Genomic DNA, 18,376 nt, shown 5'->3' with positions numbered 1-18,376 from the left:
TTAAACGAAAGTCCTGAAATTGAGCCTCTTACACTAAGGGAAAATCTACAAATTTAGGCCAGAAACCATCGGATTATTACTGTAAACTTAAGCAGCGTAAAATACGTTCCTCGAACTACCCAACCAACGATCCTTAACTGCTACTGCATACGGGTAAATCGCGTTGCTCTGAATGTTCGACTGGGAGCTCGCAAGCTTCAGTCATTAGCAGATCATTGTCTAGTGCGAATTTCATCACAAAATCGAAAGCCATAGGCTCAATATCGCGCAGCCTCGCATCGACAATTACCGTCTTAATATCACCGAGCATAACAGGTCGCACATATAGCGAATACTGTAGCTTTGCGTTTGGTCCTGTCGCACCAGGACCAAACGAAGATACTACGCCGCATAGCCGCTCCGACCAGTCACTCGGCCGAAACTTTTTTCCACTCTTAGTAATGCCTTGAATGAAATATTCGGTTGAGGATGAGTCGTCCATGTGGAATACCCTGAAAGACAACCCTGGCGACCCCGGAGGTTCCACAGCATATAGACGTGTGTTCCGCTAGTCCTACTGCCGGGCAACACTTTGACGGTAAACTCGCCGAAAGCTGCTGATTATAGCTCATACATTCCCTCGCTGCGTCAAGTTACCGCGCGCGCGATGCTTCATCCGTAGTTTTCTGTCGTTTTTACTACCATCTTGCTAACACAAGATGGCAAGATGTACGATTATCACGATACACTAGCAGATACTGCGGCTCACAGACGAGTAGCTCGTCAAAGGAAAAGAAATCCTTTATGCTGCACGATGTTTATCAACATACAAACGGCAGCGCTCCACATACTAACGGTGCCAGTCGGCTATATTTTTTATGACTTCTAATAAGACAGTTAGACATTACCTGAGGTTCCAAGATTTTTCTGCTGAAGATTACGGTTACATACTAGAACGTACTCAGATTCTAAAAAAGAAGTTTAAAAACTACGAAACTTATCACCCGTTGCACGATCGCACGCTAGCCATGATCTTCGAAAAGAACTCGACACGCACGCGGCTCTCGTTCGAAGCCGGCATTTTCCAGCTAGGTGGCCATGCCGTCTTTATGAGCACGCGTGATACACAGCTAGGTCGAGGCGAACCAATCGAAGATGCCGCACAAGTTATATCAAGAATGGTCGATATTATTATGATTCGAACGTTCGGTCAGGATATCTTAAGACGCTTTGCAGAAAATTCGCGTGTTCCAGTTATAAATGGGTTAACTAATGAGTACCACCCGTGCCAGGTGCTAGCCGACGTATTTACATTCCACGAGCATCGGGGATCAATTCGTGGGAAAACTGTCGCCTGGGTAGGTGATGCGAATAATATGGCCTATACATGGATCGAAGCCGCGCATATACTAGGTTTTAAGCTTCGTGTTTCAACACCACCTGGATACAGGCTCAATCGCGCATTAATTGATTTAGCACATCTATCCTCAGTTGAAGAAACAGACGATCCACGCGATACTTGTGATGGTGCTCACCTAGTTACGACTGATGTATGGACTAGTATGGGTTTTGAGCAAGAGAACAATGCGCGAAAAGCCGCGTTTGCAGATTGGTGTGTCAATACAAAACTCATGGCATGTGCGCAGCCCGACGCGCTCTTCATGCATTGCCTGCCAACGCATCGCGGCGAGGAGGTAACTGCCGACGTTATTGATGGTCAGCAGAGCGTGGTATGGGACGAGGCTGAGAACCGACTCCATGCACAAAAAGCTCTGATAGAGTTCTTAATGCTTGGGCGATTAAATCATTAATAGAATTTAATGATTTAATCGCCCAATGGCTAAATAAACTATTAGACGCTCCACCTAAGTGCGCTGTATAAGTATACTATAAAGCTCTCACCGATCTCAATCCAGATTCACAGCAACCGAATAAATAATAACAAATCTGTAGTTCCACAATAACTATATGCTAGCTAGGCCTAACATTGGAGATGCGAAGATTTAAATAACTAACGGCTCTATGTCTAGTTTTACACTAAAGCGTTGACTAACATCGGCGCGAATTTCCTGGGCTAAAGCCACAACCTGTTCGCCGGTTGCGCCACCATAATTGACTAACACAAGAGACTGGTTTTTATGTACGGCAGCTGTACCAATCGATCGCCCCTTCCATCCACAGCGATCAATCATCCATCCAGCGGATAGCTTAACACGCCCATCATGCTGTATATGGAAAACGATATCCGGTTCTTTTTTCTGTAGTACTGAAAACTGTTCATTAGTAATAATCGGATTTTTGAAAAAACTGCCTGCGTTCCCTAAGACTGTATGGTCAGGTAATTTTTCGCGCCGGATAGCAGTAATCACGTCAAAAATTTGACGTGCTGTCGGTTCGCTGATTTTACTTACAGCCAGACGACTCGAAACGTCCGCATACGCTTTACGTGCGCACCACCGTTTTGGTAAGCGAAATACAACAGATAGGATAATCAGCTGGTTACGTGTAACACGCTTAAATATGCTATCACGATAGCCGAATTCACATGCTTGCGCATCAAGTTCTATAATACGCCCATCAATCATGTCCAGTGCGCGTAAGCTTTCGAAGCGCTCGACAAGTTCGAGACCATATGCACCAATATTCTGTACTGGCGCGCCACCGACAGTACCGGGGATTAGCGCGAGATTCTCTAATCCAGGCATTCCTTGTTGAAGTGTCCAGTTAACGAAGTCATGCCATCGTTCACCAGCAGCGACCTCAACGAGGTAAGCATCATTAGTTTGTGAGACGATGCGCCTACCACGCAAGTCCATCACGAGAGCTAAGCCATCAAAGTCACGCGTAAATACGACGTTGCTGCCGGAGCCAAGCACTATACGAGGCATCTCAACGATATGCCGATCGGCGCGCAATGAAATAAAATCGGCCTCCGAGCGGATTAGACAACCTATACGCGCGCGTACGTCGAAGCCAAATGTATTATATTTTCGCAAAGAATAGTCTGCCTGCAGCATATTAGACCCCAGGTTAGAGTGAGTTAATCTAGGATATCGCAGTAAAGCGCTTATTATCCTGATCGTTATGCACGAAAACAGACATGGAAAATCACACTCGAAAATAATAAATGATTAAATTTATTTAAGTACTATCTCACAGTGATCGTAGTATTACGCACTAGACATTACAAAACAGCAATATCTACAGTTTTTTGATAAAAATTCAATCTGATACTATCTTTATTTAATGAGTAATTAGATTAATATAGTTTATTCACTAACTTATTTAATCTAAAAAATCAGTAAATACTATATATGTTGACTTTAGAAATTAGATATATGCATATTAATTATTGCCGTTTGGCTATAATACTTCTCACTGAGATAGCTGAAGAAGTGCTACTAAAAACCATGTAGTATTAATAAATGAGGAAACATTATGACTGAAATTATTTAACGATTAAACAGCTGGTTGCCTAACAAGGCGAGCTATCGCTACCGTGGATGATTTTATCTTTCTTATCGCCAATCCGACTTTCTCGTCTGGCCAATAGGTTATTAATATTCGAACGGTGCCGCCATATCAATAATATGCCCATTGAAATAATAGCTACAGCGATCGAGTTATAGCCGCATATAAATAGGTAAAAAAATGGCGTAAGCAGCACTGTAATAAGTGCGGCTAATGATGCGTAGCGGAATACAAAAACAATAATTAGCCATATAGCAGAAATCGATATGCCGAGTACCGGTTCAATCGCAAGTAGAACACCAGCTGCCGTAGCGACACCTTTGCCACCCTGGAAACAGAAAAATACAGGATATAGATGGCCAAGAAATACGGATAGCGATACCATTGCTACTGAGAATGCGTCAAGCCAGTATGCGGCGCCATAATGCTTTACAATCCATACGGTAATCCACCCTTTAAAAGCGTCACCAAATAGCGTTAAGACTGCCGCTACCTTTTTGCCACTCCGAAGAACATTAGTTACACCAGGGTTTTTTGAGCCATAAGTTCGGGGGTCAGATAACCCCATTATAGTACTAACTACCACCGCGAACGATATTGAACCGATTAGATATGCAATGACAGCAACCGGCAGATTAACCAGATTAACCATAGGAAAGACTGAAACTCACTTAGAGTGTAGTATTCTACCTAATCTCAGCTATGCTAAGGCATGTGTATAATTTACCTATACTAGACATTACCTAAGAGGCATCGCTCCTTGCTCTGCAAATTCCGGGGTATTTATATAACCCATCACCCATGCTTTCCAACAGTGTACTAGTTTAGCGTGGTATTATGAGTGCCCCGTAGAATGAGAAATACTCCCTCACCCTTTGGTTACATTAATCTTAGCGAGGCTATTATCTGATTCTTACACGACGTAGGTATAAATTTAAGTTATCGCAATACCTCTATTCAGAATTGGAACCACGCGCAAGTCTACACTGTAATTGAGCAGATATATTGCACACACATACATACAGTATGTGGCAACAGTGAAACGTAAATATCAGCGAGCAACATACATTACTTCATAACAGCATAGAATTGCTGACGATTTATCTAATTTCCTCGAGCCGTTACAAAAGAGCATCATTATGACGTGCGCTAAGGAGTACCAAACGTGCCTAGCGCAGATAGTACTTATTTCCCCTCTATATTAGCAGAAGCGTTGTTACCGCAAGGAACTCGGAAATCCTTCAAGCTTTTTCCCATGCATGCATCACACCTTCGCTCCACTCTACTTCAACAATATTAAGCATAGCTAACTCCAACATATGCAACCCACCGGGGTATATCAACTCAGGCATCACGCTGCGATTTATTGAGAACAGATAGAAAACAAGGCGGCTGATGAGCTAAACAGATGTGAAGTATTATATCAGTTCAGTACGCCGCTCCTATAGCGGCTATGCGAAGTAGTTCCACACTGGACAAGCGTCAATTTGCGAAACTCGCCCTACTGTCGCTGAGTATTGATGCATACCCACGAAGATCGAATTCGCACGTCTCATTGAGTACACGCCTATGCCTCACCGAGAGCCAGTCTTAATATAGCAATAAGTCGGTCGATACACATCTAGATATTACTGGATAATTTAGAATGAATCCATTGCGCATCGCAGAACGAATCGATTGCTTGCAAGCTTGTACTATGATGTACTCTCCACTCTGTATCTAGCATGTTGCTTGTGCCTATAACTTCTATTTTTATAAAATCAGATAATGCCTGGTATTATAAAACCCTTGCAAGATACGTAAACCTGTCAAAATTGCTAAATAGTTTCGACATATCACTCACTTCAATCAAACCATCCGATTAGTTGCGGGCAGTCTAAGCTATTAAATTTATCTACAACTATATAAACTTACCCACTAGTATGAGGTACAGGCTCGCAATTTTTATCCGTGTATGTAGGTACTAGAGATATCTAGTTTTACATATCGATAATAACCGAAAATCTTAATAACGAATTGGAATTACTATAAAGGGGCAATGCATTCTTATCATGCTATCCGCGTCTAATTATTATGCCACATTATCTATGAGATGTTCAGCTAGTGTTTATTTGTAAGTATTAATAGTAACTTCATAGTGCTCGACAAAATTCATATACATTCACAGCATCGCAATGCCCAGGATAAACAGAATACACCCTTAAGCATAATACGATTATAATGTATGCGTGGGCATATATATAGTATGCATCGACTAATAAAGTCGAGCCTAAATTAGGTTAGCGGCACACTCTAAATGCTCAGAACCTTGCTAAGGATATATAATATCCTTAGCAAAAATCGCACGCAGCACATAAGATACATAAGTCTCACAGTTGCCAATTTTTCTCAAGCACGATGATTTCGCTTATTCAAGCACACGATGCGTTTGTAAAGAAAGTTAGTCTTAGTACAAAAATATCATAGGATAATTCTCTATCGGCTCTTTCGTATTCCTAATTATATATAATGCGAAACATACAGGTTTTACCTCGTCCGTTGATAGAGTGCGTGTTCGCGCTAGCGGATGAGAACGAGGCTAATATCTTCGGTTTAACGTTTGCTATAGCGCTGATGGCAGCGATTTATGCTGTGCCAGCATATGGGATTCAAGTCCATTTAACTGGAGGTCTTGGCGCTGGAAAGACAACCCTAGTGCGTGCGATGCTGCGAGCACTAGGGTATACGCAGCACATTCGCAGCCCCACTTATACGCTGGTTGAATCCTATACAATCAGGAATGTCAAAGACGCACCACTATCGATCTATCACTTCGATCTATACCGTTTTTCAGATCCATCAGAATGGGAAGACGCTGGTTTTCGCGAGTATTTTGACGCCCGAGCAGTATGCTTAGTCGAGTGGCCCGAGCGCGCTGGCAGCATGCTAGGCGTGCCAGACTTGCAAATTGTCTTTGATATTCAAGGGAAGGGGCGAAAGCTAACTGCGAGAGCCTATAGCGAAACTGGAAAAGCATGCCTCGTCCAATGCTGACAAAGCTAGTCCACCCAATTGTATCTATTGCCATATCAGCTAGTATAGCTGATAGTATGCAGAAATAGCCCGACCATTTATTCATTAGAAATTTAGGCAAGAAGTAAAGAGTAAGGTTTTGAGTATAGTGCAATCATATAGAAATACAATTCTTCAAATGTCAATTGGTGAAAATCTATCGCCCCAGAATCAAATAGCATCGTCAAGTCTACCCCATTCCTATCTAAGCTAGTCCGCGCCAAAAGCGACTAGAAAAATGCCCTTGGTGTAGCTAAGGGATAAAATCGTATTTATATACTGCGGATTGCATGTACACTATCGTAAGGTAATGTCTAAGCGCATTGCCTTACTGATACGGGCATTATAGAAAACACTTTATTAGAATATCTTCTCTATAAGAATTGCTTTAAGTTTACCTAATATCTGGTACGCATCCAAAACTCTCAATCCAATATATAAGCTGATCAGATAATTCACTACATTTCTACCAATATATAATTGTGTTTATTAACAGCTAGTTGATCAAGCTAGAAACTTTAAATACTACTATTTACAGTATTAAGTTTCCCAGTAAGAACTGTAATATAAAAAGCGATTTTATAAAAAATAATAAGAAAAAGTATAATGTATGCAAAGTTTCGCACTACCTAGATAAATCTATAAAATTAAGAACATTTAAATTTGATTCTCTCGGAATTCTTAATCTACTATGATGAGAGCGAATTTAGCCTTAGTACATAAAATAGTGGTATGTCGCTAAATGTATAAATAGAGTTTGTTGAGCCAGGTTCTCTTAACACGTCGGATCTGTCCATTAGAGGCAGAGAGCTCTCGCAGTGCCATCGTCTTTCTTTACTCCGGCGCATTAAATCACTTCCGTACAGAGGCGTTGTACAGAGATCGCCCGAGTCTTGACCGAACTGTTGCTACTGAAATTTTGATTAGCTATATGGTTCTTGTGCCAGACGAAGTGGTCAAGCGACCCGCATCAATCGTCCAAAAGTTAATCGAGAATACATTAGACGCTGGAGCCATAGGCGTTGCGTTACCTCTAAATGCAAGCGGTGTCAAGCATCGTATCTAGGGTACTGTAGCGCGTTCTAACCGCGCATTAGGTATTGAGAGAATACGATATTTTGGCCAATGGACGCGGCTAAGCTCGCCAGTCAATATAATCATAGTCGTCAGAGTATTTTCAGTTCACACTTGATGAGTGAACCAATTCTTTACGAGAGGCTATTACGCTATGTCGTTTGCTTATACTATCGCATGCCTTCTTGGGCCCACCGCGTCCGGTAAAAGCGCTGCCGCTCTTGCACTAGCCCGGCGTGCACCAGTTGAGATTATCAGCGTCGATTCAGCGCTCGTCTATCGGAAAATGAATATCGGGACTGCTAAACCAAGTGTAGCTGAGCTTAGCGAAGTATCTCACCATCTAATTGATATCATTGATCCATCCGACGTTTATTCTTCAGTCAAATTCTGTACTGACACGATACGCTTGTGCTCAAAAATTATCTCGCGCGGTAAATTACCATTACTGGTAGGTGGAACAATGCTATATTACAAGATGCTAGTTGCAGGCTTAAATAAATTGCCAGCAGGAAATGCATCCATCAGATCCATACTTAATCAGTATGCTGCATGCGAAGGCTGGCCTGCGCTTCATAAAAAATTATCGAAAATTGATCCAGTGTCGGCGACACAAATTTCACCTAACGATTCGCGACGAATTCAGCGTGCCCTAGAGGTGTGGTACTTAACTGGTCAGACAATGTCTGCACTACTACGTCAATCTTCTTGCTTAGACGTTACTCTAAACGTTGAGCATAAAGCTGCAACCACCAGTACACCGATAGTACCTCACTTTATCGCGGTTTCGCTGGAACCCTCCGACCGATCCGTACTCCATGCGCGCATTGCGCGGCGCTTTGACGACATGCTAAATATCGGATTAATCGACGAAGTGAAACAATTACGCGCAAGCGGCGATCTACATCTAGGATTGCCATCAATGCGATGCGTTGGATACCGACAGGTATGGGAACACCTAGATGGCAAATATACCTATCAAACAATGCGCGATAAGAGCATATTCGCTACACAACAACTCTGTAAACGACAGTTGACATGGTTGCGCTCGATATCTAAACGGATTAGCATTGATTGTTCCAAAACCGACGCTAGCTCACGTACTGTTGACGCTGTATACCAAATATGGACAACACATAGTAGACACTGTGATTTGTTTGAGGGGTTATGAATAAACATAAACGCGCCCCTTCAATTGCCAAAAGATCAGAGAGAGCTTACGACATATCCCTACGTAGATAGTTATACTATAATTGTCTGTGCCTCACCAGTTTTGCGTTGACATACTGTGCCGAGTGTCCATACTTTTTCGCCATCTTCTGAGAGTACAGCGGTCGCCGTCTGTGTATGCTCGGCGTCAATGATAACTACAATCCCGATTCCGCAGTTAAAGACGCGATACATCTCCTCGTCAGATATATTACCCAGCTTCTGTAGCCACGTGAATAGTCTTGGCCATGGCCAAGAATGGCGATCTAGTTTTACGCACAGCTCTTTAGGCAACACGCGAGGTATATTTCCGACAAGCCCCCCCCCTGTAATATGAGCAATACCCTTGACCGGGAGTTGTTCTATCAACTTGCGTATAGACTGCACGTAGATGCGAGTAGGCATCATCAGTGTATCAGCTAGCGCTCGTCCATCAAAATCTGCTTGTAAGTCTAACTGCGCGCGCTTAATAATTGTACGAACTAACGAATAACCATTTGAATGGATCCCGCTCGAGGCTAGGCCCAAAATAATATCTCCGGCGACAATCGTTCGGCCGTCGATAATATTTTCTTTTTCAACTACTCCAACAGCAAATCCAGCAAGGTCGTATTCACCTTCTTGATACATCCCCGGCATCTCAGCTGTTTCGCCACCGATAAGTGAGCAGCTTGCTAATTCACATCCGACCGAAATACCATAAAGTACTCTAGATGCCATCTCGACATCAAGAGTACCACAGGCAAAATAATCAAGGAAAAAAAGTGGTTCAGCCCCTTGCGCGAGAATATCATTAACGCTCATCGCCACTAAATCCTGACCGATCGTATCATGTCGATTTAAATGAAATGCAAGCTTTAGCTTCGTGCCTACACCGTCAGTGCTAGAGACTAACACTGGCTCACGGTATTTATTTGGCACCTTGAAGAGCCCACTGAATCCACCAATACCTGCTAGCACGCCATCGCGTATTGTCTTGTTTGCGAAGGGTGTAATGCGATTAATTAGTGCATCTCCTGCGTCGATGTCGACGCCTGCGTCACGGTAAGACAGATCTGGAAGCAAAATACCGGCATCGGATTTTAGTTGATTCATGAAGAAAGTGCGAGATTCTCGCGTTAAGGTCCGTAAAATTAGAATTTTACCCGATGTGGTTATCATCCTTACAAACTCAACTGCACTCTAGAACTTTTTTACCCTTGCCGACCTCGTCTGGTTCTCTGGTTCTCATCGTCAACTTATACCCGACTGGGCATACCCCCGAAGACATTTGAGAACTTCCTCGCTGGAATTTACACCGAATTGGTCGCTAGTCTCGCTAGCTTAGTACGGCTCTTTCATCTAAACCTAGTACAGACCGTACGTTCTATGTACGGGGAGTACAAGTAGCGGGCGAAGCCACTTACTCCAAGCGCTAGTGTCTAGTACATCTAGGAACCGTGCTCGTTTTATCGTGCCACTAAGCCCGCTTCCCTGATTCGGCTATGATCCGAATATTGCCATTTATTCGGTTGATGATGTCGATCAACTCGCTGATGCACAGCAGATTGCGCTGCTTAATCTGTTCAACGAAGTACATACTAGTTTAGGCAGGGTTTAGTAGCGACCGGGAACACTGCGCCACTTCATCTGGCTGCGCGCGAAGATGTGCGTACGCGCCTTGGTTGGGGACTGATATTTCATCTTGGCGCACTAGCTAACGAGAATAAGGCGACTGTGCTTAAGCACGCTGCTCGTAAGCGCGTCTTAATGTTTGCCAACGATGTGCCAGTGCCAATATGTCTACTCACACACTATAGACGTGATATGCCCAGCCTAATGCTAGTGCTAGATAAGCTCGACCGTTTTTCTCTTGAGCATAAGCGCTTGATCACGCTACCACTACTTCGCGCAATGATATCGGACAGCTTCAAGTAGAATAACTTCTATGAACAAAACTAAACGCAATCTCGCTCTATTTGACCTAGACCATACGCTCATCCCTATCGATAGCGATTACGAGTGGGGGCGATTTATGGTAAAGCTTGGAATTGTCGACGTCGACAGCTTCTCGCTTGAGAATGATCGCTTTCATTCTGCCTACCAGGCGGGAAAGCTAGATATTCATATGTACTTACGCGCGATGCTTACACCGCTAGCTAAATATTCACGGCAGCAATTAGCTGATTGGCATAATCTATTCATGCATGAGGTTATTAATCCCACGATCCATCCTGCTGCACGTGCATTAGTGTTAGAGCACCAGAAAGCAAATGACCTATGTTGCATAGTGACAGCGACGAACGCGTTTATCACCGCGCCAATCGCTCAATTATTCGGCATTAAGACGTTAATTGCGTGTGAGGTTGAAACAACGGATGGGAATCCCAATAGCCCATATACAGGCAACCCGATAGGCGTGCCAAGCTATCGTGAGGGCAAAATCACGCGAGTAAGGGCATGGCTAGATTCGCTCGACTACGACTGGAAAAGTTTTAGGCATACTTATTTCTATAGCGATTCTCATAACGACATCCCATTGCTCGAAAAAGTCACTAACCCAGTAGCGACAAATCCAGATAAGAAGCTACGCGAGTATGCGCTCGCTCGTGCTTGGAGCGTTCTTGAACTCTTCAAATCGACGTGATTACAAAATTTATTCGAAAGTTATTCAGATTGCATGGTGTCCATGCCAATTGCGATAGCGCAAATGCCAACTCAAACATCAATCTAGAAAACCCCCGTCGTAATGAGACGGGGGTCGAGCGATGCTGCATACTGACTAAAGCGCTAGCAGTCCTAAATACTAGGCTGCTGTCTCATAGGCTATCGCGTTGGATGTTATACCCTACTCGGACTTTTGGTGAACATACCAACGACGAAGCTCCAGTACCGGTGATTGTCTCGGCCGATATCCATCATATCGATCCGTTGTTAATCTCGCGTAACGCAATCCGTGTTACTAGCACGCTCCAGAAATCTGGGTTTCGAGCATTTATTGTTGGTGGTGCAGTGCGCGATCTGCTGCTTAATATAGCACCAAAAGATTTTGATGTGGCTACGAATGCCACGCCCCATGAGGTTATTAGGCTATTCCGGCGCGCTCGATTAATCGGACGTCGTTTCCAGATTGTGCATGTTCAGTTTGGGCTAGAAATTATTGAAGTATCGACGTTTCGGGCGCCGATAGAGATAACATCATCTAGAGACAAGAGCGGTTCAGCCTGTGAGGTGTCGCAACTAGTTCGCAGGCTGCGATGTAGCAGATCAAACTGGCGTATGTGTACGGTAGACGCAAGCGGTCGAGTTTTGCGCGACAACGTTTGGGGCAAGCAGCATGAGGATGCGACACGTCGCGACTTTACTATCAATGCGATGTACTACGATCCAGTAATGCAAAATGTGCTTGACTATCATTGTGGGATGGATGATATTCGCGCACGCGTGCTGCGAATAATTGGGGAGCCAGCTACCCGATTTCGCGAGGATCCAGTTAGGATGCTTCGTACTGTACGTTTTGCAGCTAAACTGGATTTTATAATCGAATCATCTACGAAAGCACCCCTTTCTAAACTAGCTAATTTGATTAATAACGTACCAGCGGCTCGCTTGTTTGATGAGATTCTTAAATTGCTGCTATCTGGATATGCATTTAATTGCCTACAGCAGTTGCGCGCTCTAGGCTTACATCATGGAGTGTTACCGTTTTTAGAGGCAGCGCTTGAGCATCCTCATGGGAATCGCTTTATTATGCTTGCGCTTACTAATACTGATGAACGCATCCGTGCAGGTAAACGAGTCTCACCCGGTTTTTTATTTTCCTCATTGCTATGGCATGAAATGCAATTGCGCTGGCAGCAATATAAGGCTAGCGGTGAGCATTCAATCCCGGCGCTTCATCGGGCTTTAGATTCGGTTCTCGACCAGCAAACTGCAAAGCTTGCAATTCAAAAACGCTACACCGCCGATATGCGTGAAATCTTAGGACTACAGCCACGGCTGGAGAAGTGTTCTGGCCGCAGTGCATTCAAACTTTTAGAACATCATCGGTTTAAAGCGGGTTATGATTTTCTTTTATTACGCTGTACCGCGGGCGAGTTAGATGCATCTATCGGTCAATGGTGGAGAGATTTCGTCGCTGGCGATTTGCATTTACGCGAGGTAATGATTTCACGGAGAGAAAAAGAACGCTCGCCTCGATGGCCGCGTGCCGAATCACGTAACTGTAAAAATCCTAGTAAAAATACTTTATCTACCTCGTTGCAGTCTACAAGTAAATCACGTAGAAAAGACGCCTAGCAGTTCACGAGAGCGGCCGCTATCTATACTATGGGAACCGACATGACCGTTGCTTATCTTGGCTTGGGTGCTAATCTCGGTAATGCGCCCCAGACGCTGAAAGATGCCGTGATTTACCTTGCGCAGCAGGTTTCTATCATTACTCTTGTAGAATCTAGTTTATATCGAACGGCCCCAGTTAATGCCTATGGTAACGATTTTTATAATTGTGTAGTAAAGATTGACACTATACTTGCTATACGGCAGTTGCTTGCTCTGTGTCATAGCATTGAAAATTACTTTGGTCGAGAACGATTGTACCAAAATTCTCCTCGAACGCTGGATATTGATATCCTGCTATATGGCACCGTACAGCTTGATAGGAATGATCTAACAGTACCCCATCCTCGATTAATCGAGCGGGCATTCGCCTTAGTGCCACTGCTTGAACTAGAGTCAGCAATTGAAATTCCAAATCTAGCCCGCGCAGACTATTATTTATCTCACGTTGCCTCACAGCGTATTGAAAAGATTACCTCAACTAATGTTTAATATAGGGTTTTGCTATGAACGAAAACTATGGTCAGAGTAGAGCTATAAAACATTAACTATTTATCATTGCACGGCCGCTAATTACTATTTATGAAAGACTATGTTTCTGCATATCCAGCGATACTGTTTATAACGTCACTAACAGGTCCACTTAATAGTGGTTTCTTAGGTTCTTTAACCAGAAAATGCACACTTACTTTTTATCTTTATCTGTAATGCTGCTTATCTCAGATTTTTATATCACTAGAATTTCTTTCTATTAGATATATTAGCTTGATACAAGCTACAAGCCTATAATGCTGCATTAGCCCAAAAATAACACCAAAAGATTTTCCGAAGATTATTGTAATAAGCTATTCGATAAATTCTAGATAGAGTACTATTACTGTTTTATTTCTTTGGCAGATGCGTGATTCTGGTGCACTAACGTAATGCTGATTAGCTACGATGCAAGCTTTGTAGCATTACTTAAGCGCGCAAGCGTAGATGTGCCCCTCACTGATAATTCACTTGGCAATGTGCCGCAAGGGTCAAGATATAATCTACTGTCAGCCTCGAGGCTATTGCATATCATACTACTATTGTGACACGGGGCAGTTCGGTAATACACGGGTTATTTTAGATTTATTATTCTGTAGTTACGTACATTAACAGACACATATTCAAGCTCAGTTAAGCTTATATAAGCTAGTGCGCAGGGTTAAACTTGAAAATGGTTATTTATAGATTGCTGAGACAATTCGCTTCTTAGTTGAGAGATCAATTCCGTATGTGTGCACTTAGAGCTCACGCCATAATCAGTATACACTTCGGCGGTTTTAAAGAACAGTTAAAAAGGCGCTCAGTTGATTAATCAAGCTGGCGCACAGTCGCTGCGTGCTTGAAGCAATTCCAGCTACGCTAGGAGCGCAGATTACAGCAGCGCTGACGATTCCGACGCCGGAGTTAACTGTGCAAGTTGAGTACTAGTAGTTTCAGAAAAGCGGTTCAGGTTCGTAAAAAACTTTATAGTTACTCAATCCTCAATCGAGGTAGTTGTCTATGATTATGTCTGCGCTGTTATGGAGCGGGCCTTCTCTTTTCCAGAGAATATATTTCAAATAGACATTAAACTGTTCGAAGGAAATACTAGTTAATTATCTACTAAGTTTTGTACCCTATATTTATTAGAAGCAGGAAATGTTTGGCTTCGCCATCACTGCAGACTATTGTTATCAAACTTTGATAGTATATATATTCAGAGTTATACTCTGAATATATATACTATCACGATCTATCTGGTGATTACTTATCTACATTTTTGTATAGAAAACCATTAGTCGTCTTTAATGAAAGATAGTAAAGTTTCGCAACAGAAATTTTCTTGAAACCTATAACGTATAACACGTAAATCTTCACATCTTTAGAAATTCTATACGAAGTTAACATAGTTAAATACACAGTCCATAGAATTTTATTCTATGGACTGTGTATCATGCATATATAAATATATAGGGCTATTATATGTATAAGTTTTAAAAAAAATGTGCAAATACTATAGATTATTTGCAGCTCTGGCTACATATTAATTAGCACTTATTTATTCGAAGAAACTTTTTACACGATCAAACCAACCCTTACTCTGTGGACTATGCCGCGCTCCACCTTCAAGTAGCGACTTTTCAAACTGACGTAGTAAGTCTCGTTGCGTATCGGTTAACTTAACCGGGGTCTCTACCTGCACATGTACATATAGATCACCAGGCAGGCTCGATCGCAAACCTTTAATGCCTTTTCCACGAAGACAGAATGTTTTGCTCGATTGTGTTCCTTCTGGTACGGTAAAAAATGCTTTTCCGGCCAGCGTCGGAACTTTAATCTCACCACCTAGTACAGCGGTAGTGAAGGAAATTGGCATTTGGCAATGCAGGTCATCACCATCACGCTCGAAGACAGTATGCGGTTTAATATGGATCTCTACATAGAGATCGCCGTTCGGACCGCTATTAATACCTGGTTCACCGTTACCAGCAGAGCGAATCCGCATCCCATCATCAATGCCCGCGGGAATTTTTACCTCTAGTGTTTTAGTTTCCTTAACCTTACCAGCTCCGTGGCAATGGGTACAGGGCTCTGGAATATATGTCCCGATGCCATGACACTTTGAACATGTTTGTTGAATGCTAAAGAAACCCTGTGACATACGAACTTGACCCTGCCCATGACAGGTTGGACACGTCTCGGGCTTAGTACCCGGCTTCGAGCCAGAACCATGGCATACCTGGCAAGACGTCCAATTTGGTACGCGGATTTGCGTTGCATAGCCATTTGCAGCTTGCTCTAGCGAAATCTCCATACTATAGCGTAGATCCGCACCATGATACGCCTGCGGACCAGCACGGCGACCGCTACCTCCAGACTGCCCAAAAATATCGCCAAAAATATCGCCGAATGCGTCAGAAAATCCACCGAAGCTTTGTGCACTAGCAGGGCTTGGGCCTATATTTGGATCAACGCCGGCGTGGCCATACTGATCGTATGCGGCTCGCTTTTGCGCATCGGATAGAATCTCATAGGCTTCTTTTACCTCTTTAAAACGCCCTTCTGAGTCCTTATTACCAGGATTTCGGTCTGGATGATACTTCATTGCCAGCTTTCGATACGCCTTCTTAATGTCGTTATCGGACGCATTTTTGGCGACACTTAGTACGTCGTAGTAGTCCTGTTTGGCCATATCGAATCAATGCCAAAAAATGGGCTTGGAGAGCTCCAAGCCCGCCAAGCGCTTTTATTTCCCTACCGCACGTGTGCGGTAGCATACCAAACAGCTAGTAATTACAACCACCCGGTGCAATACCGGGTGGTTGTTGCTGCTGTCGCCTAATTTTTTTTCACTTCCTTAAAGTCAGCGTCGACAACGTCATTCGCTGCCGTGCTTGTTTGAGCCTGAACGTCAGCATACATTTTCTCACTGAGTTTTTGGGAGGCCTTAGAGAGTATTTCAACTTTTGATTCGACTCGCTCTTTGTCTGAAGCGTTTTTTAGAGCCTCTTCTAATTCCTTCAGCGCAGCCTCTATCTCAGCCCTCTCATTTGCATCAATTTTATTACCATAGTCAGACAGGGCTTTCTTCGTACTATGAACTAGCGCGTCACCTTGATTATGCACATCGGCTAACTCGCGTAGTCGATGATCTTCTTCGGCGTTTTCCTCAGCATCCTTTACCATTTTTTCAATCTCAGTCTCGGATAAGCCTGAATTTGCTTTAATGGTAATCTTATTTTCCTTGCCAGTACCTTTATCGCGAGCGTGTACATGCAAAATGCCATTTGCATCAATATCAAACGTTACCTCAATCTGAGGCACCCCCCGGGGTGCTGGTGGAATACCTTCTAGATTAAATTCGCCTAACAGCTTATTACCAGCTGCCATTTCACGCTCACCCTGGAAGACTTTAATTGTTACTGCGGATTGATTATCATCGGCTGTTGAGTACACTTGCGTGTGCTTAGTCGGGATCGTCGTGTTTTTGTTAATCATTTTTGTCATCACGCCGCCAAGGGTCTCAATGCCTAGCGATAGTGGTGTGACATCTAGCAACAGAACATCTGTACGATCACCAGAAAGAACCTGACCTTGGATTGCAGCACCTACCGCAACTGCTTCGTCTGGATTCACGTCTCGCCTTGGCTCTTTGCCAAAGAACTCCTTAACTTTATTTTGCACCTTTGGCATCCGGGTCATGCCACCCACCAATATTACGTCATCAATATCAGCGACTTTTACGCCCGCATCTTTAATTGCGGTGCGACATGGCTCAATCGTACGCTCGATTAACTCCTCTACTAACGCCTCTAATTTCGCACGGGTAATTTTTAAGTTTAAGTGCTTCGGGCCGGATGCATCCGCTGTGATGTATGGCAGATTAATTTCAGTTTGTGCTGAACTTGATAGCTCGATCTTGGCTTTTTCTGATGCCTCTTTTAGACGTTGCAGCGCAAGCACGTCGTTAGATAGATTAACGCCTTGCTCTTTTTTAAATTCACCAATAATGTAGTCGATGATCCTCTGGTCAAAATCCTCTCCACCGAGGAACGTATCTCCATTAGTCGACAACACCTCAAATTGCATTTCCCCATCTACGTCTGCAATCTCAATAATTGAAACATCAAATGTGCCACCACCAAGATCGTAGACCGCAATTTTACGGTCTCCCTTCTCGGTTTTATCTAGTCCGAATGCGAGTGCGGCGGCGGTTGGTTCGTTAATAATCCGCTTTACCTCCAAGCCAGCGATACGACCCGCGTCTTTTGTGGCTTGCCGCTGGCTATCGTTAAAGTATGCTGGTACGGTGATAACCGCTTCTGTCACTGGTTCACCGAGATAATCCTCAGCTGTTTTTTTCATCTTACGTAAGACTTCAGCGGAGATCTGCGGCGGCGCAAGCTTCTTGTCGTGTACCTGTACCCAGGCATCGCCATTATTTGCCTTAATAATCGGATAAGGCATTAGGCCAATATCTTTTTGTACTTCTTTCTCTTGAAAACGACGGCCAATTAGCCTTTTGACGGCGAACAACGTATTTTTCGGGTTTGTCACGGATTGGCGCTTAGCTGGAGCACCGACTAGAATCTCGCCATCACCCATATATGCGATAATTGAAGGTGTTGTGCGGGTGCCTTCCGAGTTCTCGATCACTCGTACTTGGTTCCCCTCCATAAGCGCCACGCACGAATTTGTGGTACCAAGGTCGATTCCGATAATCTTACCCATTTTACTAATCTCCTGGCTTTGATCTAGCAAA

13 protein-coding genes and 2 pseudogenes are annotated in these 18,376 nt (G+C 43.5%); 9 read left to right on the top strand and 6 right to left on the bottom strand.

The window, feature by feature from the left end:
* Window positions 1-133: 133 nt before the first annotated feature.
* Window positions 134-481: a DUF3579 domain-containing protein gene (locus GKR41_RS01180; RefSeq protein ID WP_226810047.1), complete on the bottom strand. Its 348-nt coding sequence runs from the start codon at window positions 479-481 to the stop codon at window positions 134-136.
* A gap of 376 nt (window positions 482-857) precedes the next feature.
* Here GKR41_RS01180 and argF point away from each other — a divergent pair, with 376 nt between their 5' ends.
* Window positions 858-1,790, top strand: coding sequence for an ornithine carbamoyltransferase (gene argF / locus GKR41_RS01175; protein ID WP_226810045.1), 933 nt, complete (start codon window positions 858-860; stop codon window positions 1,788-1,790).
* A 192-nt stretch (window positions 1,791-1,982) separates the two neighbouring features.
* On the opposite strand, the gene murB is transcribed toward argF, so the two are convergent.
* Both murB and plsY read right to left on the bottom strand, forming a co-directional pair.
* The gene (gene murB, locus GKR41_RS01170) at window positions 1,983-2,996 is read right to left on the bottom strand and encodes a UDP-N-acetylmuramate dehydrogenase (protein ID WP_226810044.1); all 1,014 of its coding nucleotides are present in this window, start codon (window positions 2,994-2,996) and stop codon (window positions 1,983-1,985) included.
* Between the two features lie 458 nt (window positions 2,997-3,454).
* Window positions 3,455-4,102: a glycerol-3-phosphate 1-O-acyltransferase PlsY gene (gene plsY, locus GKR41_RS01165; protein WP_226810042.1), complete on the bottom strand. Its 648-nt coding sequence runs from the start codon at window positions 4,100-4,102 to the stop codon at window positions 3,455-3,457.
* Window positions 4,103-5,958: 1,856 nt separating this feature from the next.
* Here plsY and tsaE point away from each other — a divergent pair.
* The 3 genes from tsaE (at window position 5,959) to miaA (ending at window position 8,746) form a co-directional block, all read left to right on the top strand.
* Window positions 5,959-6,483, top strand: a complete 525-nt coding sequence (gene tsaE / locus GKR41_RS01160) for a tRNA (adenosine(37)-N6)-threonylcarbamoyltransferase complex ATPase subunit type 1 TsaE (RefSeq protein WP_226810041.1) — start codon at window positions 5,959-5,961, stop codon at window positions 6,481-6,483.
* Between the two features lie 778 nt (window positions 6,484-7,261).
* The gene (locus GKR41_RS01155) at window positions 7,262-7,567 is read left to right on the top strand and encodes a hypothetical protein (RefSeq protein ID WP_226810038.1); all 306 of its coding nucleotides are present in this window, start codon (window positions 7,262-7,264) and stop codon (window positions 7,565-7,567) included.
* A 162-nt stretch (window positions 7,568-7,729) separates the two neighbouring features.
* A complete protein-coding gene (gene miaA, locus GKR41_RS01150) occupies window positions 7,730-8,746 on the top strand; it encodes a tRNA (adenosine(37)-N6)-dimethylallyltransferase MiaA (RefSeq protein ID WP_226810036.1) in 1,017 nt (338 codons plus the stop codon).
* 71 nt (window positions 8,747-8,817) lie between these two features.
* Here the strand turns inward: miaA and purM are convergent, their stop codons facing one another.
* A complete protein-coding gene (gene purM / locus GKR41_RS01145) occupies window positions 8,818-9,879 on the bottom strand; it encodes a phosphoribosylformylglycinamidine cyclo-ligase (RefSeq protein WP_226810034.1) in 1,062 nt (353 codons plus the stop codon).
* A gap of 153 nt (window positions 9,880-10,032) precedes the next feature.
* On the opposite strand from purM, the pseudogene GKR41_RS01140 reads away from it, so the two are divergent.
* The 5 genes and pseudogenes from GKR41_RS01140 to GKR41_RS04050 all read left to right on the top strand — a co-directional run bounded on the left by GKR41_RS01140 (window position 10,033) and on the right by GKR41_RS04050 (window position 14,729).
* Window positions 10,033-10,701: pseudogene (locus tag GKR41_RS01140) on the top strand (HdaA/DnaA family protein).
* Window positions 10,702-10,711: 10 nt separating this feature from the next.
* On the top strand, window positions 10,712-11,410 hold the full coding sequence (locus tag GKR41_RS01135; protein WP_226810033.1) for a histidinol-phosphatase: 699 nt from the start codon (window positions 10,712-10,714) through the stop codon (window positions 11,408-11,410).
* A complete protein-coding gene (gene pcnB / locus GKR41_RS01130) occupies window positions 11,407-13,062 on the top strand; it encodes a polynucleotide adenylyltransferase PcnB (RefSeq protein WP_420885662.1) in 1,656 nt (551 codons plus the stop codon). The genes GKR41_RS01135 and pcnB overlap by 4 nt, the downstream gene beginning before the upstream one ends.
* Before the next feature lie 42 nt (window positions 13,063-13,104).
* Window positions 13,105-13,593, top strand: coding sequence for a 2-amino-4-hydroxy-6-hydroxymethyldihydropteridine diphosphokinase (gene folK, locus GKR41_RS01125; RefSeq protein ID WP_226810029.1), 489 nt, complete (start codon window positions 13,105-13,107; stop codon window positions 13,591-13,593).
* Between the two features lie 405 nt (window positions 13,594-13,998).
* Window positions 13,999-14,729: pseudogene (locus GKR41_RS04050) on the top strand (3-methyl-2-oxobutanoate hydroxymethyltransferase).
* A 443-nt stretch (window positions 14,730-15,172) separates the two neighbouring features.
* Here GKR41_RS04050 and dnaJ read toward each other — a convergent pair.
* Entirely contained in the window at window positions 15,173-16,306 is a 1,134-nt protein-coding gene (dnaJ, locus tag GKR41_RS01120) for a molecular chaperone DnaJ (protein WP_226810027.1), read from the bottom strand.
* A gap of 146 nt (window positions 16,307-16,452) precedes the next feature.
* A complete protein-coding gene (gene dnaK / locus GKR41_RS01115; RefSeq protein WP_239024477.1) occupies window positions 16,453-18,345 on the bottom strand; it encodes a molecular chaperone DnaK in 1,893 nt (630 codons plus the stop codon).
* Window positions 18,346-18,376 lie beyond the last annotated feature (31 nt).

The organism is Candidatus Vallotia laricis, from assembly GCF_020541325.1.
GTDB lineage: Bacteria > Pseudomonadota > Gammaproteobacteria > Burkholderiales > Burkholderiaceae > Mycetohabitans > Mycetohabitans laricis.
Note: the sequence above shows the minus strand (reverse complement) of the source record. Positions and strands in the feature narration are given on the sequence as shown.